Here is a 21,075-nt window from a genome sequence, read left to right as displayed (position 1 = left end):
GACCACTGATATTTCTCAAGACCCCCACATGTGAGTCACAGAACCTTCGCACGATCCGACTCGTGGACCGGAGGACGACCCATGGCGCGTCACCACGGCAAGAGCTTCTTAGCCGACCTGACCGACTCAGCCGATCCAGCCGTACTGCCGCCACCGCCCCTGACACCACGGCGCTCTCCCACTGCCTGATGAGCCCGGCAGCCGCCCGCTTCCGCAAGCGGACGACGGACGACGCCACCGACCGCGACTTCCGCCGCTTCTGGTGGGCCGGCACCACCGACGCCCTCGGCACCCAGACCTCCGGCCTCGCCCTCCCGCTGCTGCTGCTCGCCCTCGGTGAATCACCGGCGGTCGTCGGCACGGTGGCCGGGGTGTCGGCCGGGTGCGGCATCCTGGCCGGCCCGTTCGCCGCCGTCCTCGCCGACCGCGGGGCCCGCAGAACGGTGATGGTGCTCGCCGCGCTGACCGCGGCCACTGCCATGGCCTCGGTCGCCGCCGGCACGCTGCTCGGCGATCCACCGCTGTGGCACCTCTTCGCCGCCGTGCTCGTGGAGCGCACCGCGACCTCCTGCCAGGAGGCAGCCTCGGCCGGAACCGTGGCCGTCATCGTGCCGCCGGACCGCTATCCGCAGGCGGTCTCGCGTCTCCAGGCGGGGGAACAGGCCGGACTCGTAGTCGGACCGGCGCTGGGCGGGGCACTCTTCCAGCTCGGCCGCTGGCTGCCGTTCCTCGCCGACGCGCTCTCGTACCTGGTCTCCGCGCTCTGCGTGGCGGCCATGCGGTCGGACCTCCGCCCTCGCCGGGACGGCGAAGCGAGCAGCGAATCAAAGCGGCCCTCGCCCGCCCCGCGCGGCGGACTCGCCGCGGCCGGCCACGGCTTCCTCCGGGAACTGGGAGCCGGGGCCGTCTTCGCCCGACGGCAGCCCTTCCTCCGCTTCGTGCTCCTCTGGTCGACGGTGATGAGCGTCCTGCTGGCCGCCCTCTCCTACGGCACGCTCTTCACGCTGCGGGACGCGGGCGCGGCCGGCGGCCCCATCGGGGCGGTGCTCGCGGTGGCCGGGGCCGCCGGACTGGCCGGTGCGCTCCTCGCGCCCCGCCTTGCCCGCGCACTTCCCGGCCCCCGCCTGGTGGTCACCGTCTCCTGGCTGCTGGTGGCACCCGCCGTCGGCCTCGCGCTCACCACCCGCGTCTGGGTCTCCGCCCTGCTGTTCGGGCTGATCTCGCTGCTGCTGCCCGCAGCAGCCGTCGTCCTGCAGTCCCGGGCGATCCAGGTGACTCCACAGGAACTCCAGTCCCGCACCGGCACGGTGCTCGCCACCACCACCGGACTCGCCGCCGCCGCGGGCCCCGTCGCCGCAGGTGCGCTCGAAGGGTCCGCGGGCACCGGAGGTACGGCGCTGAGCTGCGCCGCGGTGCTGGCCCTGCTGGCCCTGTGGTCCACGACGGCCGCACCCCGGGTGCTGGGAAAGGAGACCGCATGACGACCGGCGGGACGGGAACGAGGGAACCGGAGCCCGGCGGAGCGGAGACGGAACGCGGCTACCGCGTCTACCGCGCCGTCATCCCGGAGGTCTGCCCCACCGACCCCACCCGGATGGTTCTCACCGCCGACGCCGGCGGTCGCTGCGAGGTGTTCGCCCACGACGCCGCGACCGGCCGCGACCGCCAGGTGACCGACCGGCCGCACGGCACACTGCACGGCACCCTCGACCGTGACGGCGTGGTGTGGTGGTTCGACGAGGACCTCGCCGGCCACGGCGTTTGGCGGATCCAGGACTTCGGCGGCGGCCCGGACAGCCCAGGGCTGCCGCCCGCACCCGCCGGCACTCCTCGCGGGCTGGCGATGAACGCCGCCGGGCAGGTGGCCGCCGGCATCGGCGGTCCGGACGGGCTCACCGTCTGGCTCGGGCGGCGCGGCGGCCCGGCGCGGATCGTCCACCGGGCCCCGGGCCCGCGGCGCCTGACCGGACTCTCGCCGGACGGGGAGCTGCTGACCGTCGCCGGACCGCCGTCCGCCGACCGCGCCGTGACGGTGCTGACGCGGGACGGCGGGACGGTGGCGGAGTTCGGCGGCGGCGGCCTGCGCATCTGGGCACTGGGCTTCGCACCCGCCGCCTCGCCCTCCGAACTGCTCCTGGTCACCGAGCACGGCGCCCGTTACCGCCTCGCCACCTGGGACGTCCGGCACGGTCTGCGCGAGCACGACTGGTGCGCCTTCGACACCGAGATCGACGCCTCCTGGTACCCCGACACCCACCGGGTCCTGATCCGGCAGGACCGCCACGGCCGGAGCCTGCTGCACACCGCCGACCTGGACCGGCGCACCCTGAGCGCCGTCACCACGCCGCCGGGCAGCATTCCCGACGCCGCCCCGCGCACCGGCGGTGAGATCCACTATCTGTGGACGGACAGCGCCACCCCGCCCCGGCTGCGTACCACGGCGCCCGCCGGCACCGCCCGTACCGGGCCGCCGGTGCTCGGCACGCTGCCCGGCCGCGTCCCCGGCGTGCACAGCGACCTCTGGACACCGGGCCCGGACGGCCCGGTGCACACACTGCTCAGCCTCCCGGAACGCACCGGCGCGCGGCCCGCACCGCTGGTGTTCCTGCTGCACGGCGGCCCCGCCGACCACGACCGGGACGCCTACGACGGCATCGTGCACTCCCTCGTCGCCTCCGGCCTCGGCGTCGCACGGGTCAACTACCGCGGTTCCACCGGCTACGGGCCCCGCTGGCGAGCCGCCTTCAGCCGCGGCGTCGGGCTCACCCAGGTGGACGATCTGGTGGCGGTACGCGCCGACCTGCTGCGCCGCGGCCTCGCGCGGGAGGACGGCGTCGGACTCTGGGGCACCTCGTGGGGCGGGGCGCTGGCCCTGCTGGCACTAGGGGTGCGGCCCGCGCTGTGGCAGGCGGGCATCGCGGTCAAGCCGATCGCCGACTTCGCCGCCGCGCACCGGACCGGCCTGCCGGCCCTGCGGGCCCTGGACGAGCGGCTGTTCGGCGGCACCCCGGACGCCGTACCGGAACGCTACGCGCGAAGTTCGCCGGTCACCTACGCCGCCCGCGTCACCGCTCCCGTGCTGGTCGTCGCCGCCAGCCAAGACGCCAAGTGCCCGCCGCAGCAGATCGCCGACTACCTGACGGCGCTGCGGAAGGCGGGCGTACCGCACGAGTCCGTATGGCTGGAGTCCGGCCACGACGGCTACCGGGGCGCCGACCACGTGGCCACGCTGCGCCGCGCCCTGGAGTTCCTGCACCGCCACCTGGGCGCGCGGGCGCGCCCGGCGGCTCCCGAAGCTCCCCGCTCCGAGCGGAGCGGGGCCCGTCAGGCCGGTGACCCGGAAGTGTCCGGCACCGGCCGTCAGAGCACCGAGGGGAGGAGATGACCATGCAGAAGGACGTCATTCACAACAACCCGCTCGAGGACGACGAGGAGAACCGCAAGCCGGGCATCAGCATCACGATCACGGTTCCGATCCGCAACGCGGAGGAGACCGAGGAGATCTGATCCGCGGTCCCGGTCCGGCCGCTCCGGCGCCGGACCGGGACCGTACCCGCCGTCCCCACGGGCCGACCCAGCCCGGCCGCCCCAGCCCGACCGCGACTGTTCGAGGAGCCCGCCCATGCGTGTGCTGCTGGTCAACATGCCCTGGTCCCCCATCGACGTGCCCTCGCTCGCCCTGGGCATTCTCAAGCGCAGCGCCACCGAGAACCGGCCGGACACCACGGCGGAGGTCTACCACGCCAACCTCGAGTACACGGACTGGATCACCGAGCGCACCGAGTTCGGCAGGGACGACTACGAGTACTACGCGCTCTCCTCCTACTTCCTCGGCTGCGGCGACTGGGTCTTCTCCTCGGCGCTCTACGACGACCCCGACTGGCGCACCGAGGAGTTCACCGCGGCGATGCGCGGCAAGCTCTCCGCCTCCCGGATGCGGCTGAGTCACGAACTGCACCGCACCGCGCCGGAGTTCGTGCAGCGGATCGCCCGCGAGATCGTGGCGTGGGAGCCCGACGTGGTGGGCTTCTGCTCGACCTTCCAGCAGAACACCGCCGCGCTGGCGGCCGCCAAGTACGTCAAACGGCTCGCCCCGCACCTCACCACCGTCATGGGCGGCGCCAACTGCGACGCCGAGCAGGGGCACGCGGCGCACCGCAACTTCCCCTTCGTCGACTACGTGGTGCGCGGCGAGGGCGAGTCCGCGTTCCCACGGCTGCTCTCCGTGCTGGAGGGCTCGGGCAGTCCCCGTGCGATACCCGGACTCTGCTGGCGGGACGGCGAGGGCGCCTCGGTCGCCAACCCGATGGCCACCTCCCCGCTGCCGCCCGCCGCCATCACCTCCCCCGACTACTCCGGCTACTTCGAGCGGCTCGCCTCCTCGGCCGCCCGGCACTGGGTGGAGCCCAAGCTCGTGGTGGAGGGCGCCCGCGGCTGCTGGTGGGGCGAGAAACACCACTGCACGTTCTGCGGGCTCAACGGCACCTTCATGGAGTTCCGCAGCAAGACCCCTGACCGGTTCTACGACGAGATCATGGAACTCGCTCGCAAGCACCGGGTGCTGGACATGTACGTCGTCGACAACATCCTGGACATGGGGTACGTGAAGACGGTGCTGCCGCGCATCGCGGAGAGCGGCTACGACCTGCGTCTGCACGTCGAGATCAAGGCGAACATGCGCCGCTCCCAGCTCCAGACCCTCGCCGACGCCGGAATGATCTACGTCCAGCCGGGCATCGAGAGCCTCAACAGCCGCGTGCTGGACCTGATGGACAAGGGCGTGAGCGGCTGCCAGAACGTACGGATGCTGCGCGACGGCGCCGAGACCGGCCTGGCCGTCTCCTGGAACTACCTGCACGGCTTCCCGCACGAACGCGACGAGGACTACGACCCGGTCATCGCGCAACTGCCGGCGCTGGAGCACCTCACGCCGCCCGTCGACCTCTCCGCCCGCATCGCCATCGAGCGCTTCAGCCCCTACTTCAACCGCCCCGAACTGGGCTACGACGGGCTGCGCCCGGACGTCCACTACCGCTTCACCTACGACCTGCCGGAATCCGAACTCTACGACCTCGCCTACGTGTTCGAGGCCCCCGACCGCGGGATCGGGGAGGAGACGGCGAAGCGGCTCAACGAGGGCATCAAGACCTGGCACGAGGCGTACGCGTCCAGCCGTCTCACGCACACCGACCTGGAGGACCGGATCGTCCTGGTCAGCCGGCGCCGGGCATTCGACTGGCGCACCCGCGAACTGACCCGGCCGGCGGAACTGGCGGCCTTCCGCCTGCTGGACCAGCCGCACACCCCGGCGGCCCTCGCCCGGAAGATCACCGCACGGCTCGGAACCGTCGTGGACCAGGCGGCGGTGCGGGAGCTGCTGAAGCGCTGGACGGAGTGGGGAGTGGTCTTCACCGACGCGGGCCAGTACGTGCACCTCGCACCGGCGGCCGTCAACGAGGACCTGCTGCGCCTGGAGTTCAGGCGCAGCATGGCGCCCGTACCCGAGACCCCGTCCGAAGAGCAGCCCGGAGTCCGGCTCGCCGCTCCCGTCCCCTGACTCGCCCAGTCCGGCCCCCGCCGCACCCCGTTTCCGCCGCACCCCACCCCACCCGTCCGCACCGGCACCGAGGAGCACCATGCACACCGTCACCGCCTGGCGCGACTACGAGCTCGAGGCCGCCGGCCTGCCCGGCATGTCCCTGGGCGAGCTGGAGGCATCCGGCCCGGCCTCCGACACCGCCGCCCGCCTGTGGAAGGACGGTGCCCGGCGCGTCCGCCTGCCCGGCACCACCGACCTGCGGGCCGCCGCCAACGAGGACCCCGCGGCCGCCGCCCGTACGGTGCGTGCGCTGTGCCTGGTGCGGGACCTGACGGCCCACGCCGTCTACGTCGAATGGGAGCTGCGCACCGGCCCCGAACCCGAGGCGTGGCGCCCGCTCAACCACCTCCAGCCGCCGCTCGCCCTGGCCGGCCCTCCCGAGCCGGACGCCGTGCTGCGCACCTGGCGCGAGGAGCACTACCTGTGCAAGTGCCTCTGGCGGCAGGGGCCGGGCTTCATCCAGATCCGGGACCGGCGCTGGGACGAGCTCTACCGCTTCACCGTGGACGAGCCGGAGTACCAGGAGGCCATCGAGCTGCTCGCCGAGGGGGCACCGGCCTCCGCGGTGGCGCCGGAGATCCTCGACGACTTCCGTTCCGAGCAGTTGGTGGGGGATGTCGGTCCGCTTGTCTGGTGGCTCCCCTACCGGGTACGGCGGTGGATCCAGGAGGCGATGGCCATCTAGGGTCTCCCGTGCTGCTCCGTATCGCCGGAGCTTCCGGCTGCGGCACGCCATCGGCGTCGCGGTGCCGGAGCCCAGACTCCGCTGGACGGCGGTGTCGACACCGTCCACCCCGCCGACATCGCCACCGCAGCGCACCTAGGCGCCCGTGTCGCCCGCCAGGCCACCCTCGTGACGGCCGGACGCCACACCGCATCCGTCACCGCCTGACGCCGCTGCCGTCCGGCGGCACCGGGTGAGGCGTAGCCGTCCGGGCCGCCATAGCGGGTGGCGGCACGGGCCACCGCCTGCTGTGGGGTGAGGGAGCGCCCGGCATGGGCGGCGATCAGGCGCCCCGCCCGGGCGGCGCGGGCCGCATGCCGTGGACCACCGCACGGCTGGTCAGCGTGAGAGCGCCGACCTGCCGTCACAGCCTGTCGAGGTCCTTCGTCGTGCGCCCGAGATAGGTGAGGATTCCGGGGTCCGGGACTTCGATCTCGTGGAAGCCGAGGCGGTCGTAGAAGGCTCTGGCCGGGGTGTTGGCCGTCACCATGCTCAAATGGGCGGCCGGGACCGCGCGTTCGGCCAGGGTTCGCAGAAACGACCGCATGAGCGCCCTGCCATGGCCGCGGCCCTGCCACTCGGGGAGCAGATCGATATGCAGATGCGCAGGGTAGGCCGCGGCCTGCGGGACGACCATCCGCTCGGGGCGGTGCAGGAGTTGGATCATCGACTCGTCCGGGGTGCCCGGGGCTCCGCTCGGCTCCGGATAGCGGTCGGCCACCAGGGGCAGCCACTTGGTGCGGAAGTCCTCGGCGAAGCGCGGGGTGTCGGCGGCCCCGACGATGTAGCCGACGGCCTGCCCCCGCCCGTCGTCCAGCACGAACGCCAGCCCCGGCTCCAGATGGACGTACGGGACCGCGAAAATCACCGGAAAGATACCGGGGTCGGCGTAGAAGGGCCTGCTGTCCCCACCGTTGTGCGCGGTGCGGACGCAGATGTCCTCAAGGGCCTCGCGGTCCTCGGGCCGGTAGGGACGGACGGCGGGAGACGAAGTCACGGCACCATCCTGCACACCTGGGAGCGCTCCCACAACCCGTCGGCGGATCAGCGGGCCAGCGGATCAACGGTGCACGGGCCAGGAACCCTCCGATCGCCCGCCTCGCCTGGACGTCCAGCGAGTCCCGCTCCGTCCGCTCCTGAGCTGTCGAGAGGTCCCGCGTGCCCTGGTGACCGACGTACTGTCCGGTTCGTTTTCGCAAAGACGAGGGCCGAACATGGAGAACCGGGGGGAGCCCGTCCCCCGTGCACGGGGGACGTGAAGCACGGGGAGCGGGCGTTCGTCGGGGCCGGGCGGACGACCCCTGGTCTCACTCGGCGGCGACGGCCGCCCCGCGCCGGGAGCTGCCCACGACGAAGAGCGTGAGGACGGCGAGCGCGGCACCGATCCACAGCACGCTCGTGGTGGAGATGCCGTCGACGGCGAGTCCTCCGAAGAGCGCGCCGAGCGCGATCGAGAGGTTGAAGGTGGAGACGTACAGCGAGGAGGCCGCCTCGGTGGCGTCCGGGGCGGCTTCGAGGATCCAGGTCTGGAAGGTGACCGGCACCGCGCCGTACCCCAGGCCCCACAGGATCAGGATCGCGGCGGCGGTGGGGACCGAGGTGTCGGCGAGGGCCAGGACGGCCATAGCCACGGTGAGGATCACGGAGATCCCCATGACGGTCTGGCGCAGCCGCTTGGCGATGAGCGCTCCGGCGATGAAGTTGCCGCAGATTCCGGCGACGCCGAAGGCCAGCAGCAGGGCGCCGACCATGTTCTCGCCGACGCTGTCGTCCTGGAGGATCGGCCGGACGAACGTGTAGGCCAGGAAGTGGCCGGTGATGACGAGGAAGGTCATGGCGATCCCGGTCCGGACGCCCGCGTTGCCCTTGAGCACCTTCGACAGGTCGGCGAAAGCGATGGTCCGCTCGGCCGGGACCTTCGGCATCAGGAACACCATGCAGACCAGGGAGACCAGGCCGAGGATGCCGACGACCGCGAAGGCGGTACGCCAGCTGCTGAGGTCGCCGATGAACGTGCCGGTCGGCACGCCCAGGACGGAGGCGGTCTCGACACCGCCGAAGATGACGGCCGTGGCACGGGGGACGTGCTTCGCGGGCACCAGCCGCATCGCGATGCCGCCGGCGATCGGCCAGAAACCGCCGACGCTGATGCCGACGAGGAACCGGGCGGCGAGGACGACGGCGAAGCTGTCCGCGAACGCCGACGCGAGGTTGGCGGCGCCGACCAGGCCGATCAGGACGACGAGGACGAGACGGCGGTCGACACGGCCGGTGGCCACGGTGACCAGGGGCGCCGAGATGGCGGCGACGAGACCGGGAACGGTCACCATCAGGCCCGCGGTGCCCTCTGACACGTTCAGGGCCGAACCGACCGGGGTGAGCAGGCCCACGGGCAGCAGCTCGGAGGTCATCAGGGAGAAGATGCCCAGGGTCACCGCGAGGACGGCGAGCCAGCCCTTCACGGGCGAATGGTCCCCGCTGGTGGCGGGCGCCGGGGTGTCGACGGAGGTCACGGCTTCAACAGCCCTTCATGAGGAGAATGGTCCACGGCTGCCAGGGAGCGGGGGTCGCGGGGGTCGGCCCCCGCCCCGTGGGGTGGAGCTGCGCGGCTACTCGGTGCCGGGGGTCTTGCGCGTGGCGACGTTCATGCGGTTCCACGCGTTGGTGGTGAAGATCAGCGCGATCAGCTGGGCGAGTTCCTTCTCAGCGAAGTGCTTCGCGGCCTCTTCGTAGACCGCGTCCGGCACGCCCTCGGGGAGACGGGTGACGGCCTCGGTCAGCGCGACGGCGGCCCGCTCCCGCACGGTGAACAGGCTCGACTCCTCCCACGCGGAGAGCTGGTGGATCCGCTCCTCCGTCTCCCCCGCCTTGCGGGCGTCGGAGGTGTGGTAGTCGATGCAGTACGCACAGCGGTTGACCTGGGAGGCGCGGATCTGCACCAGCTCCAGGAGGACGGGGTCGATGCCGTCGCGGGCGGCGGCGTCCAGGGCGAGGACAGCCTTGAAGACCTTGGGAGCGACAGCGGAGAAGTTCATGCGCTCTGGTACCTGAAAAATGGACATGCCATGAACCTAGGAGCGGAAACGGCCCAAGATATGGTGCATTCCCATGGAGGACTCATGGGTCAATTCCTCGGAGCCGGACACCGCTGACGCCGCAGCGGGTACGAGGCCGCCCGTCGGGACCGACCTCCATCTGGAACTCACCGGGGAGGGCAGTCTGCGGACCCAGCTCATGCACGCCCTGCGCGAAGCCGTCCGCTCCGGCCGGCTCCTCCCCGGGACCCGGCTGCCGCCCTACCGCAGCCTCGCCGTCGACCTGGGGATCGCCCGCAACACCGTGGCCCACGCCTACGCAGAGCTGTGCGAGGAGGGTTGGCTCTCCGCCCGGCAGGGCTCCGGCACCCGGGTGGCCCAGCGGGCCGTCCCCTCCCAGCCGGAGCTCGCCCGACGCCCGCAGCGCCCCACCCGCCGGCGCACCGTGCACGACCTGCGGCCCAGCTCGCCCGACGCGGCCGCCTTCCCGCGTGCCGCCTGGCTCACGGCGACCCGGCGGGCCGTCGCGGCGGCCCCCAACAGCGCCTTCGGCGTCGGCGATCCGCGTGGCCGGCCCGAACTGCGAGAGGCGCTCGCGGAGTACCTGGCGCGGGCTCGAGGGGTACGCACGGAGCCCGACCGGATCGTGATCTGCGCCGGGTTCGCGCACGGGCTGCGGCTGGTCGGCGGGCTGCGCGAGGGCCGGGTCGCGGTGGAGTCGTACGGGCTCGACTTTCACCGTGACGTGCTCGACGAGCCGGGGCCGCGCACGGTCCCGCTGACCGTGGACTCGCACGGGGCCCGGATCGAGGAACTGCCCGGGACCGGGGCGAGGACGGTGCTGCTCACGCCGGCGCACCAGTTCCCGACCGGCGGGCCGCTGCACCCCGAGCGGCGGGCGGGGGTCGTCGACTGGGCGCGCGCGTCGGGCGGGCTGATCGTGGAGGATGACTACGATGGCGAGTTCCGCTATGACCGGCAGCCGGTCGGCGCGGTGCAGGGCCTCGACCCTGACCGGGTGGTCTATCTCGGTTCGGCGAGCAAGAGCCTGTCGCCGGCGCTGCGGCTCGGATGGATGGTGCTCCCGGGGTGGATGGTCGACGACGTGCTGGCCGCGAAGGGCTCCCGCGAGATGTGGTCCGGGGTCGTCGACCAGCTGACGCTCGCCGACTTCGTCGCCTGCGGAGCGTACGACAGGCATCTGCGGCGGATGCGGCAGAGCTACCGGCGGCGGCGCGACCTGCTGGCGAGCACCCTCGCCGTACGCGCGCCGCACATCCGGGTGAGCGGGATCGCGGCCGGACTGCACGCGGTTCTGGAACTGCCGGAGGGCACCGAGGACGAGGCGCTGCGGGCGGCCAGGCGGCAGGGTCTCGCCCTCGACGGGCTGCGCTCCTACCGCCACCCCGACAGCGCGATGCCGCCCCGCGACGGCCTGGTCATCGGCTACGGCACCCCACCGGACCACGCCTTCTCCGCTGCCCTGGACGCCCTCTGCCTCGCCGTCCCGGACTCCCCGCAGGAGGACCGCCCGGAGCCCCCGCCGATGCGCGGGGGTGATCCCCGCAAGGGACGGGCCCCTCAGAGCTGACCGGCGAAAGCCGGTCATGGCGTGGCCCGATGGCTCCAGGTGGACGTACGGGACCGCGAAGACCGCCGGAGGGATTCCCGGTTCGGCGTGGAAGGGCCTGCCGTCCCTGGACGGATCAGCGGGTCAGCGGTGCGGCACGGGCCACGAACCCTTCGATCGCCCGCCTCGCCCGGGCGTCCAGCGGGTCCCGCTCCGTCCGCTCCTGAGCTGTCGAGATGTCCCGCGTGCACTGATAGGCGCGCTCGGCCGCGAGGATCACCTCCCGGTCATCAGTGACGAGTTTGACCCGGTAGAGCGCCTGCCGTGCCACCGTGCGGAGACGGTGCGCCTCGTCCCGTGCCGCGAGGTAGGCCGCTCCGTCCGGATCCTCCTGGCCGCTGTACCAGCGTCCCGCCTGGCCGTGGCGGTAGTCCTCCAGCACGGCGGCGAACGAACTGTAGGTGGTCATGCGCTCCTGCCGGAGCGCCTCGGACCGCGCGAACAGCTCACCGCGCTGGGAGGCGGAACGCTGGAAGACGTGCGTGATCACGGCACCCATGAGCGTGCCACCGACCGCTACGACACTCGCCCAGAGCGCTTCCACGGCTTCAGCTGATCACAGGGGATGCCAGTGCCGTTCCGGAGGGTTCCAAGGTGCCCCGGGCCGTCGTGATGAAGTTGCGGCGGGCGTCCTCGAGATCGTCGGGCCGACCACCGGTGCGCAGACAGCGGTCCAGCTCCTGCGCCGCTCCGGCCACTTCGGAAGGGCCCTCCAACATGACGGCCCCGAGGGCCCGTTGCAGGGCAGGGCCGTCGCCGGACTGCCCCGCGCCGCTGCTCCGCCGGGCCAGGAGGACCACCTCCGCGGCTTCCAGAAACCGCAGGTAGGTCTGGCGGCGCAGGTCCAGCAACCTGACGGTGCGCTGCTCCTCGAATGTCCTGCGGACCGTTTCGAGCAGCGCGTCCGCCTGACGGTCACCCGCGTGGCGTGCCGCGTCCGCCTGTCGGACGCCCGCGCTGCGGGCGAACCACCCGGTGACCAGACCGCCCGCGAGCGCCGAACCTGCCGAGATCAAGGCGATCCCCCACTCACTCATGAGCCACATCCTCCCCGCTGGGCTCGGGTGCACACGCGGTACGCCCTCAGGGCCTGTTTCGCGCGCTGCGGATACCATCTGCGCATGCCGCCGGACGACGCGAGGACATCATCACTGATCTGCGGAAACGCAGGTCAGGTAAAGGCCCGCCCAGTAGCATGAACACTACGGGCGACGGGCGACGGGCGACGGGCGACGGGCGACGGGCGACGGGCGACGGGCGACGGGCGACGGGCGACGGGCGACGTGACCGACGGAACGGTGCTCTTCGCTGCCCGGTCGGCGACCGCGCTCTACCGGCTGCTCGACGTGCTGCCGGTCTTCGCGGGTGACGCCCGCATCGACCGGCGCTTCACCCTCGTCCCCGGTTCGGATTTCGGCATCGACGCCCTCGCCGCCATCGAGCACGCCCGGGCCCGGACCATTCCCTGGGACGAGGCACTCCGCCACACTCACGACCTGATCCTGGCCGCGAGCCCGAAAGGCGAGCTCCGGCTGCTGCGCGGCACCCGCGCGCTCCTGCCGCACGGGGCGGGCTTCAGCAAGAGCCTGCGCGGCGAGGGTTCGGGCGATTCCGCCTCCGGGCTCGATCCCGCCTATCTGCTGCCCGACGGGAATGCCCTTGCCTCCTTCCACGCGCTGGCGCACCCCAGCCAGGTCGCCCAGCTGGCAGCCGCCAGTCCGCAGGCCGCCGCACGTGCCGCAGTGGTCGGTGACCCGACCCTGGAACGGATCCTCGCCTCCCGCGACCACCGCGACCGCTATCGGGCCGCACTGGGCACCGGCGCGCGGAAACTGATCGTCCTCACGTCCACCTGGGGGCCGGAATCCCTCTTCCGGCGCCGCCCCGGGCTGCTTTCCGGCCTCGCGCTCCACCTCCCGTACGACACCTATCAGTTGGCGTTGGTCCTCCACCCCAACGAGCGCAGCCTCATCGGCGCCTTCGATCTGACGGAGCGTCTGGCGCCCGCCATCGACGCCGGGATGGCCCTCGCTGGCCCCTACGAGGAATGGGGTGCCCTGCTCACCGCCGCCGACGCCGTGGTCACCGACCACGGATCGACCGCGTTGTACGCGGCGGCACTGGGCTGTCCGCTGATCGGCGCATACGACGGCGGTGACGAGCTGATACCCGGCAGCCCGATGGCCGAACTCCTCTCCCAGAGCCCCCGCCTGGAGGAGCCCGGCGATACGGGGAGTCTCGAAGCCGCACTCGGCGCGCCCCACCGCCCCGGTGCCGTACGCGCCCTCGCGGACACGGTCTTCGCCGAACAGGGGCGCGCGCTGGGGAGGTTGCGGGAGGAGCTGTACGGACTGCTCCGGCTGGCCCCGCCGCCCCAGCCGGTCGCCGCCCGGCTCCTGCCGTCTCCGTCCCCGCCCGCCCGTACCCCTGCTGCTTTCGCGGTGCGTACCGAGGTGTCCGGCGAGGAGATACGGGTGGAGCGTCTTCCCGCCCACACGGACGCGCCCGCGCAGTACCTCGCCGCCGAGCACGGCGCGGCCGGGGAGCCGTACGCCCAGAGCGCCGGGCTCCTCTACCGCCGCCGTGCGCCGCAGCCCGCCGCGGCCCCGCACAGCGTGGCCTGGACGGCGGCCGGATGGACCGCCCACGCGCTGGGCGGCTATCCGGGGTGCCGGACGGCCGCGGCCATTCTGGAACCCTGGCTGTGCGTGGTGCGCGCCCGCTCCCGTTCGCTGCTGTCGGTCCGTATCGAGCCCCGACAGGAGGACGGGCGTGTGGTGCGTGCGGATCCGGCCGCGGTGCTGTGCGCGGTGCACGCCTGGCTTGCCGGGCGTGCCGGACCGCGCGCCGAATCCGCCGAACTCAGCTGTGTGATCGGGGGCGTGGCCTTCCGCGCACGGCTCTCCCCCGCCACCGCCGACGAGGCGGCACACGTGCTCGACTAGGGTCTCTCGGCCAACAGCACCAGCAGCACCAGCAGCACCGAAGCGTCAGCCCGCCCCCTCGTCGGCGGTGTTCCGCTCGCGCGCGGCGCGGGCGGCCTCGCGGTGCTCACGGGCCTCGGCCTCGTTGCCGTCCTCCTGCGCCAGCGCGGCGAGCGCGTCCAGAGTCCGGGCCTCGTCCTGACCGGAACCGCGGGCTCGGGCGCTTCCGAGCGACTCCAGATACAGCTCGCGGGCCCGCGCGGGCTGCCCGATCCGGCGCAGGACACCGGCGAGCGCGAATCCCGTACGCGCGGTCATGCGGGCACGGTCGAGTGCGGCGGCCGTCGCATGCGCCTCCTCCAACAGCTCGGCGGCCTGCTCCAGCCGCCCCAGCTCGGCCGTTGCCTGCCCGAGCCGGTAGGTCTGGAGCATGACTCCGTACGGGTTGGGGATGGCGCGGTGTGTCTCGCGGGACGCTCGGAAGAGCTCCGCCGCCCCGGCCCAGTCGCCCTGAGCGGAGAGCAGCATGCCCCGGAACTCCATCACCGACGCCCGCAGCTTGTCGCGGTCCCCGAAGGTTGCCGGCAGGGCCTCGGCGGCACCGCCTGCCTGGTCCAGTTCGTTCGCCGCCTCCTCGAACCTCTCCTGCTCCCACAGGGGGCGGGCACGCTGGCAGCGCATGCGCACCAGCGCGGGGAGGAGCCCGGCGCGCTGGGCGGAGGCCACGCCGGTCCCGAACGCGTCGACGGTGTCGGCGTGGTGAGGGTGGTCGAGGAAGTGCGTCCACAGCGGTTCGCACAGCGCGACCACCTCGGCGTCGGCACCCGAGGCGTAGGCGAGGCGCACGCATCCGTACAACGCGTGCCGTTCGTTCTCCAGCCAGTGATACGCCTGTGCCGCGCGCTCGAACTGCACATCGGGCGCGCTGGGGAGCGGCGGCACGAGGCCCGCCACGGTCAGCCGGCTGCCCGCCGCCAGCGCGTCGGCCCGCTGGGCCTGCCGCAGATACCAGCGGACGATGCGCGTGCGCGTGTCGCCGGATTCCTGCGCGTTCCCGTCCTGTCGGGCCCGGCGCTCCGCGTGCGCGCGCAGCAGCCCCGGCAGCCGCATCCGGCCGTCTCTGGTGTGCAGCACATCCCTGGTGTCCAGCAGCCCGGCGGCTTCCAGTTCGTCCAGCGCGTCGTCGGCGGCGTCCCGCCCCCGGTCCAGCAGCGCGGCCGCGGATTCCGGCGAGAAGGTCGGCCCAGGAGCGAGCGGCAGCGACCGGTAGAGCAGAGCGGCGTCCGGCGTGAGCTCCCGGTAGGCCGCGTCCCACACCCGCTCCACCACGGGCAGCCCCTTCCCCTGGAGTTCGGTGGTGAGCTCGGCGAGCAGGCGTGACAGCGGACGGCGGCCGTGCTTGCGCATCCAGTGCCCGGCGACGCGCACGGCGGCAGGCAGGCCGGAGCACAGGTGTACGAGTCCGGTTACCGCTTCGGGCTCGGCGGACAGCCGCCTGTCGCCCGGGTCCACGAGGCGCGTCAGCAGCTCCCGTGCATCGTCGTCGTCCAGTGGGTCCAACGGGAGCGGTACCGTCGCGCCGTGTTCCAGGTCGTGCAGCGGACCATGGCTCATCATGATCACCAGGCTGGCGCCGGACGCCGGGAGCAGCGGCACGGCCTCGGACCCGTAGCGCACGTTGTCGACGATGACGATCAGCCGCTTGCCGTCCGTCCGCGACCAGTACGCGCGGCAGCGGTCCTGGAACGCGAGGCCCCACTGCTCCGGCTCCACCCGGAGTCCGCGCAGCAGCATGCCCAGCGCGTCGAGGACGTCCACCGCCCCGTCCCGCCGCAGGTCGTCGAGGTCGACGTAGAGGGTGTCGTCGGGATAGTGCTGCCGCTGTGCACGGGCGATGAGGAGACCCAGCTCCGTCTTGCCGACTCCGGCCAGGCCGCTCAGCGCGAGACACAGCGGCCGGGACGTCGGGCCGTGCTGCTCGCCGCGTTCCGCGACGGCCTGGAACGCCAGCGCCTGCTGGCCCTCCCGGTCGACGAAGTGCGGTACCTCCGGCGGGATCTCATATGCCATGGGGAGCCTGCTCCGATGCTCACGCCGGTCCGGACGCGCGTGCCGACGGGGAGCCCGGAGCCTCAGCACGCTGCCGCGCGCCCCTCGACCGCCACCCAACTCTAGGGGAGAACAGCCCCGTTGAGCTGGAGGTCGGTGCGATGTGCCGGTTGCGGAGAACGGCAGGGGCCGCCCGGCCTCTTCCGCCGCGCCAGGGACATCCCGTGTGTCCCGGGCCGATTCGTCCGGTAACGGCCTAACGTACCCGTGACGGGGGAACCGCGTCGGTGCGAGGAACGGCACAGCACCGGACACACCACGAGGAGCAGTTCATGACCAAAGGTGTCCAGACGATCATCTACCCCGTCGACGACCTGGCGCGTGCCAAAGCGGTCTTCCGTGCGCTTCTGGGCACCGACCCCTACATGGACGAGTCCTACTACGTCGCCTTCAGCGCCGGTGGCCAGGACGTCGGGCTGGACCCGCACGGGCACAGCAAGGGGATGACCGGCCCGGTCGGCTACTGGCACGTCGAGGACATCAACGGCAGCGTGCGCCTGCTCCTGGACGCCGGAGCGGAATCGCTGCAGGAGGTGCAGGACGTGGGCGGTGGCAAGCTGACCGCCTCCGTCCTGGACGCGGACGGCAACGTCATCGGGCTCATCCAGCCTGCCTGACGCGGCCCTGGTGCCGCGTCAGCCGGCCACGGCTGCCGGGGGAAGCCGGGCGAGGACGACGGGGTCGGCGAGAAGCTCGATCTCGACGACCCTGCCGTCCTCGATCGTGAAGCCGAAGGCGATGCGCGGCTGTCCGTTCGGCGCCCAGACGGCACCCGCCGACCCGTCCAGCAGCACCGGCTGCGCGTACTTGCTGCGCCCCGAGAAGGTGCGGGCGACCGAGCGCGCGCCGCGGACCTCGCTGTCCGCGCCGACCCGCACCGCCGCGTCGTCGGCACGCAGCATGACGTCCGGGTCGAGCATCGTCAGCAGCGCGTCGAAGTCGCCGCCGCGCGAGGCGGCCAGGAACGCCTCCACAACCCGCCGCTGACGGTGCAGATCGACCTCGGGCGCGGGGGCCGACCCCTGCACCCGGCGGCGGGCACGGCTGGCGAGCTGCCGCGCCGCGGCGGTGGAGCGGCCCACCATGGGGGCGATCTCGTCGAAAGGCACGGCGAACATGTCGTGCAGCACGAACGCGAGGCGTTCGGCGGGAGCGAGCGTGTCCAGTACGACGAGCAGCGCGGGACCGACCGAGTCGGCCAGCACGGCCTGCCCCTCGGGGTCCCCTTCGTACCGGCCGGTCAGCACGGGTTCGGGCACGAACTCGTCCAGCGGCTCCTCGCGCCGCGACTCCCGTGAGCGCAGCATGTCCAGACAGACGCGGGCGACGACCGTGGTCAGCCAGCCGCCCAGGTTCTCCACCGGGGAGGTCTGGGAACGGCTCAGCCGGAACCACGCCTCCTGGACCGCGTCGTCGGCCTCACCCGGCGATCCGAGCATCCGGTATGCCACCGCGCGCAGCCGCGGCCGGTGCTCCTCGAAACGCTCCGCCAGCCAATCGCCTTGGTCCATCAGTCACGATCCTCCACCGAGTCCGCCGTGGCAGCGACATACCGGATCCAGCCTAAGGGGTGTCCTGTCACTCTTGGCGACAAGGCGGACACGCCGCCCGGTACGTGGCGTGGCGGACGGGTGCCCGGCCAGGGCCTGTCCTGTGGGTCTTGCCGGGTTCGCGTGCCCCGGCACGCGACCTCGCCGCGTTGTCGTCGGTCACCAACGGTCCGCGTCGGCTCCCTCCTCCGCCTTGCGACCCCACGCACCAGACCCCGCTCACTCATCCAGCCTGACCCGGACGACAGACCCTGAGGGCCAGCCCTCAGGAGAACTTGCTCTCCATCTCGGCGAAGAACGCCTTGGCGAGCCGCTCGAAGTCGTCCGCGCTCAGCCGGACCTCGTCGCCGACCGCATAGCCCAGCACCGACCGCTCGGGCTTGAGCTTGATCTGCTTGTCGGCCGCCAGCCTCCCGTTGTTGGCGGCGAGTGAGGTGCACAGGACCCGCACCTCGTTGAGTGCGTTGCCGTCCTTCAGCTCCAGCGTCCGGCTCCGGTGCTCGAAGTAGCGGTCCATGGCCAGCACCATGTTGTTGAAGAACACTGGTTCGAATGCTTCGAGTGCGGCGGCGGCCTGAGCCTTGCCCTTGCCGCTCGTGCCGCCCACGGCAGTCGCCAGCTCGCGGTACGAGGCGATGTCCTCGTCGACCGCCATCCGGCATTCCGTGATGTATTCGCGGCTGTACTGATTGACACACAGCATGAGGGCTGCCTCCTGGTACTCGGTCGCACGGTCCGCTTCCGGCGGCCGGGCGCCATGGGTGCCGTACCGAGGGGCGGCTTGCCGCGCGGCACGGAAACTCCTACGTCACTGCTATGACGGATGCCGGCGGAGATGTGTGACAGCCCGGCGGAGAGCGTCCGCGCCGCACCGCCGAGAACCGTGTGCAAGGGTTCACCGGACCGTGCCCGGGAGGGGCACTCCAGGCTTTACGATCATGTCTCGTACACGGCGGGAGCGGGCAGCACCCGGTCGCCCGAGGAGGGGAGACGGCATGAGGACGCTGCGGGCGGGCGACCCTGAGCGGATCGGCGGCTACCGGCTGCTGGGCCGGCTCGGCGAAGGCGGCATGGGCCTCGTGTATCTGGCCCAGTCGCCACGGGGGCGCACGGTGGCGGTCAAACTCGTCAAGCCCGAGCTGGCCGGGCTTGCCGACTTCCGGACCCGGTTCGAACGCGAGGTCAGCGCGGCACGGCGGGTCGGAGGCGAGTGGACCGCTCCGGTCCTGGACGCCGACACGGCCGCGGACCAGCCCTGGGTGGCCACCGGATACGTCCCCGGCCTCTCCCTCCACGAGATCGTCTCCGGCCGTACGCGCCCGCTGCCCGCCCGTACGCTGCGCATTCTGGCGAACCGGCTGGCGCTCGCGCTGCGGGCCATCCATGAGGCGGGGCTCATCCACCGCGATCTGAAGCCCTCGAACATCCTGATGACCATCGACGGCCCCCGTGTGATCGACTTCGGCATCGCCCGCGCGCTGGAGACCGTGGCCGACGGGCAGCTCACCCGTACGGGGGCGGTCGTCGGTTCGCCGGGCTTCATGTCGCCGGAGCAGGTGCGCGGTGTGCGGCTGACCCCGGCGAGCGACGTGTTCTGTCTGGGATCGGTACTGGCGTTCGCCGCCACCGGCCGCACGCCCTTCGGTGCGGCCGACAGCGCGGGCCACGCGCTGCTGTTCCGCGTCGTGCAGGACGAGGCCGAAATCTCGGGCGTACCGGAGGACGTGCGGGAGCTGGTGGGCGACTGCCTCGCCAAGGACCCGTCCGACCGGCCCGGCCTGGACGACGTGCTGCGGCGTACGGCGGACGAGGAGAACGCGGCGGAACCGGGCGATCCCTGGCTGCCCGGCGATCTGGTCGCGCAACTGGGGCGGCACGCGGCGCGGTTGCTGGATGTGGAGGTCCCGGAGGCGGCGGAGGTGGTGCGCGCCGCGGACGCGGGAGGCGTGCCGTACGTGCCGCTGCCTCCGGCCGTACCCCCGCGCGTGGCACTCGGCCCACCGCCACCCAACCCGCCGCCCCGCGCGCCGTCCACACCGCCGCCCCCGCCGCAGCCGCCGGACACTCCCCCCGCTCCGGACACTCCCCCCGCCCCGGAGACACCCCCGGTTCCGGCGACGCCGCCCCCGCCCGCGGCTCCGCCGGTGCCGCCTCCGGGCGCGGTCCGGGCCGCCCCTACGGTCACGGGCTCTCCCGCCACTCCGGCCGGCCGCCCTTCGGCCGCCGGCCCGGTACCGACCGCCGGCCCGGCCGACCAGGGCACGCCGGACGTACCGGCGCACGGCATGACCACGGTGACAAGCGGGCTCGCCGGTCCGGTGCCGCCCGGCCACGGGGCGGGCTCCCCGGCCGGGTACGGCGCGGGCGGCAGCAGCACCGGACCGGGGCCCGGTGAGCGTGGAACGGGCTTCCGCCGGGGCCTGCTGCTGGTCGCCGTCGCTGTCGTCGGCACCCTGATCTCCGGTGCCGCCACCTTCTTCGTCCTGCGCGGCGTCGACGACGACGGCGGCGGCAACGACAACGCCGGTGAATCCGGAGGCGTCCGAGAGCAGCCGACCGCCGATCCGGACTCCGGAAGCCAGGACGGATCGTCCGACGGCGCGTCCGGAGCACCCTCCTCGGAACCGTCCGCCGCCGGCGCCGTCCCGCAGAAGTACATGGGTTCCTGGCAGGGGAAGGTCAAGGAGCCCGGGAGCGACGCGGAGATCACCCGCCGGTTCGAGATCGGCTCGGGCGACGAGGGTGACGTGGTCGCCACGACCATCAACCTCCACAAGGACCTGCTGTGCGAGGGGGAGGCGACTCTCGTCTCGTTCGAGGAGCACATGGTGGTCACCAGCGAGATCACCGACAGCTCCCCGGCCGACAGCTGCGCCCCGTACGGCGAGCAGCGGCTGAAGGTGCTGGGCGACGGCTCCATGGAGTGGTCCTATCCGGCGAGGAACCTCAGTGCGACGCTGGTACGGGTCAGCAGCTCCAAGGCGGCTGTGCCCAAGGAATTCCTGGGCGACTGGGAGGGGTTCACTGACTCCGACGAGGAGCACAAGCGCCTCCTGACCTTCACTCAGGGCCCCGTCGGCAGCGTCCGTATGGCCATCGACGGTGACGGCCCCGGCTACCGGTGTGCGTGGGAGAAGACTCTGGCGGCGGTGGAGGACGAGACGCTGAGCTTCGGCCCCGGCAAGGTCACCTCGGCCGGTCCGGACCCGGAGTGCACGTCCGACACCGCGTCGACCGTCGTCACCGTCCGGGGGGAGAACGAGCTGGTCGTCGACAGTTCGACGGGGAACCGTCCACCCCGTACCTACCGCCGCGCCGCCGGCTGACGGTGCCGAGCCTGCCCGGCGTTCACGAATCGGCCACCCACCAGACCCGGACGGGTGAACGTGTCCCGCAGCATGCTGCACGCTGCGGGACTTGCTCAGTGGTCGGCTCCGGAAGTCCTTCGGGGATTGGCTGCGGAGCCGGTGTCGTGCGTGGTGCCGGGTCAGATGCTGGAACACG

At 72.6% G+C, this 21,075-nt stretch carries 17 protein-coding genes; 9 read left to right on the top strand and 8 right to left on the bottom strand.

Features of this window, described 5'->3' with window-relative positions; genetic code table 11:
- Window positions 1-188: 188 nt before the first annotated feature.
- From LHJ74_RS12995 to LHJ74_RS12975, 5 genes are all read left to right on the top strand, one after another.
- Window positions 189-1,481, top strand: coding sequence for an MFS transporter (locus tag LHJ74_RS12995; RefSeq protein ID WP_260218125.1), 1,293 nt, complete (start codon window positions 189-191; stop codon window positions 1,479-1,481).
- Window positions 1,478-3,385, top strand: coding sequence for an alpha/beta hydrolase family protein (locus LHJ74_RS12990; protein WP_260218124.1), 1,908 nt, complete (start codon window positions 1,478-1,480; stop codon window positions 3,383-3,385). The genes LHJ74_RS12995 and LHJ74_RS12990 overlap by 4 nt, the downstream gene beginning before the upstream one ends.
- Window positions 3,382-3,507, top strand: coding sequence for a hypothetical protein (locus tag LHJ74_RS12985; RefSeq protein ID WP_260218123.1), 126 nt, complete (start codon window positions 3,382-3,384; stop codon window positions 3,505-3,507). Before LHJ74_RS12990 ends, LHJ74_RS12985 begins: the two co-directional genes overlap by 4 nt.
- A gap of 115 nt (window positions 3,508-3,622) precedes the next feature.
- Window positions 3,623-5,557 carry a RiPP maturation radical SAM C-methyltransferase gene (locus LHJ74_RS12980; RefSeq protein WP_260218122.1) on the top strand — a complete coding sequence of 645 codons (1,935 nt, stop codon included), beginning with the start codon at window positions 3,623-3,625 and terminating at the stop codon, window positions 5,555-5,557.
- A 79-nt stretch (window positions 5,558-5,636) separates the two neighbouring features.
- A complete protein-coding gene (locus LHJ74_RS12975; protein ID WP_260218121.1) occupies window positions 5,637-6,284 on the top strand; it encodes a DUF5825 family protein in 648 nt (215 codons plus the stop codon).
- 403 nt (window positions 6,285-6,687) lie between these two features.
- Here the strand turns inward: LHJ74_RS12975 and LHJ74_RS12965 are convergent, their stop codons facing one another.
- The 3 genes from LHJ74_RS12965 to LHJ74_RS12955 form a co-directional block, all read right to left on the bottom strand.
- Window positions 6,688-7,320: a GNAT family N-acetyltransferase gene (locus LHJ74_RS12965; RefSeq protein WP_260218120.1), complete on the bottom strand. Its 633-nt coding sequence runs from the start codon at window positions 7,318-7,320 to the stop codon at window positions 6,688-6,690.
- Window positions 7,321-7,630: 310 nt separating this feature from the next.
- Complete coding sequence (locus LHJ74_RS12960) at window positions 7,631-8,836, bottom strand: MFS transporter (RefSeq protein ID WP_260218119.1); 1,206 nt, start codon at window positions 8,834-8,836, stop codon at window positions 7,631-7,633.
- Between the two features lie 96 nt (window positions 8,837-8,932).
- Window positions 8,933-9,358, bottom strand: a complete 426-nt coding sequence (locus tag LHJ74_RS12955) for a carboxymuconolactone decarboxylase family protein (RefSeq protein WP_375546742.1) — start codon at window positions 9,356-9,358, stop codon at window positions 8,933-8,935.
- Between the two features lie 73 nt (window positions 9,359-9,431).
- On the opposite strand from LHJ74_RS12955, the gene pdxR reads away from it, so the two are divergent.
- Window positions 9,432-10,949: a MocR-like pyridoxine biosynthesis transcription factor PdxR gene (pdxR, locus tag LHJ74_RS12950; protein WP_260218117.1), complete on the top strand. Its 1,518-nt coding sequence runs from the start codon at window positions 9,432-9,434 to the stop codon at window positions 10,947-10,949.
- Between the two features lie 115 nt (window positions 10,950-11,064).
- On the opposite strand, the gene kilB is transcribed toward pdxR, so the two are convergent.
- Both kilB and LHJ74_RS12940 read right to left on the bottom strand, forming a co-directional pair.
- The gene (gene kilB, locus LHJ74_RS12945; protein WP_260218116.1) at window positions 11,065-11,532 is read right to left on the bottom strand and encodes a plasmid transfer protein KilB; all 468 of its coding nucleotides are present in this window, start codon (window positions 11,530-11,532) and stop codon (window positions 11,065-11,067) included.
- Window positions 11,533-11,536: 4 nt separating this feature from the next.
- Entirely contained in the window at window positions 11,537-12,025 is a 489-nt protein-coding gene (locus LHJ74_RS12940; protein ID WP_260218115.1) for a hypothetical protein, read from the bottom strand.
- A 246-nt stretch (window positions 12,026-12,271) separates the two neighbouring features.
- Between LHJ74_RS12940 and LHJ74_RS12935 the strand changes: the two genes are divergently transcribed.
- Entirely contained in the window at window positions 12,272-13,933 is a 1,662-nt protein-coding gene (locus LHJ74_RS12935; RefSeq protein WP_260218114.1) for a translation initiation factor 2, read from the top strand.
- A 45-nt stretch (window positions 13,934-13,978) separates the two neighbouring features.
- On the opposite strand, the gene LHJ74_RS12930 is transcribed toward LHJ74_RS12935, so the two are convergent.
- A complete protein-coding gene (locus LHJ74_RS12930; RefSeq protein ID WP_260218113.1) occupies window positions 13,979-15,982 on the bottom strand; it encodes a hypothetical protein in 2,004 nt (667 codons plus the stop codon).
- A gap of 311 nt (window positions 15,983-16,293) precedes the next feature.
- Here LHJ74_RS12930 and LHJ74_RS12925 point away from each other — a divergent pair, with 311 nt between their 5' ends.
- The gene (locus LHJ74_RS12925; RefSeq protein ID WP_260218112.1) at window positions 16,294-16,638 is read left to right on the top strand and encodes a VOC family protein; all 345 of its coding nucleotides are present in this window, start codon (window positions 16,294-16,296) and stop codon (window positions 16,636-16,638) included.
- A gap of 18 nt (window positions 16,639-16,656) precedes the next feature.
- Here the strand turns inward: LHJ74_RS12925 and LHJ74_RS12920 are convergent, their stop codons facing one another.
- Together LHJ74_RS12920 and LHJ74_RS12915 are read right to left on the bottom strand one after the other, a co-directional pair.
- Window positions 16,657-17,532: a sigma-70 family RNA polymerase sigma factor gene (locus tag LHJ74_RS12920; protein WP_260218111.1), complete on the bottom strand. Its 876-nt coding sequence runs from the start codon at window positions 17,530-17,532 to the stop codon at window positions 16,657-16,659.
- A 304-nt stretch (window positions 17,533-17,836) separates the two neighbouring features.
- Entirely contained in the window at window positions 17,837-18,274 is a 438-nt protein-coding gene (locus tag LHJ74_RS12915; RefSeq protein WP_260218109.1) for a hypothetical protein, read from the bottom strand.
- A gap of 292 nt (window positions 18,275-18,566) precedes the next feature.
- Between LHJ74_RS12915 and LHJ74_RS12910 the strand changes: the two genes are divergently transcribed.
- Window positions 18,567-20,897: a serine/threonine-protein kinase gene (locus LHJ74_RS12910; protein WP_260218108.1), complete on the top strand. Its 2,331-nt coding sequence runs from the start codon at window positions 18,567-18,569 to the stop codon at window positions 20,895-20,897.
- Window positions 20,898-21,075 lie beyond the last annotated feature (178 nt).

Origin of the sequence: Streptomyces gossypii (assembly GCF_025165795.1) — a bacterium.
In the GTDB taxonomy this organism is placed as follows: domain Bacteria; phylum Actinomycetota; class Actinomycetes; order Streptomycetales; family Streptomycetaceae; genus Streptomyces; species Streptomyces gossypii.
This window is presented reverse-complemented; position numbering and strand designations above follow the sequence as displayed.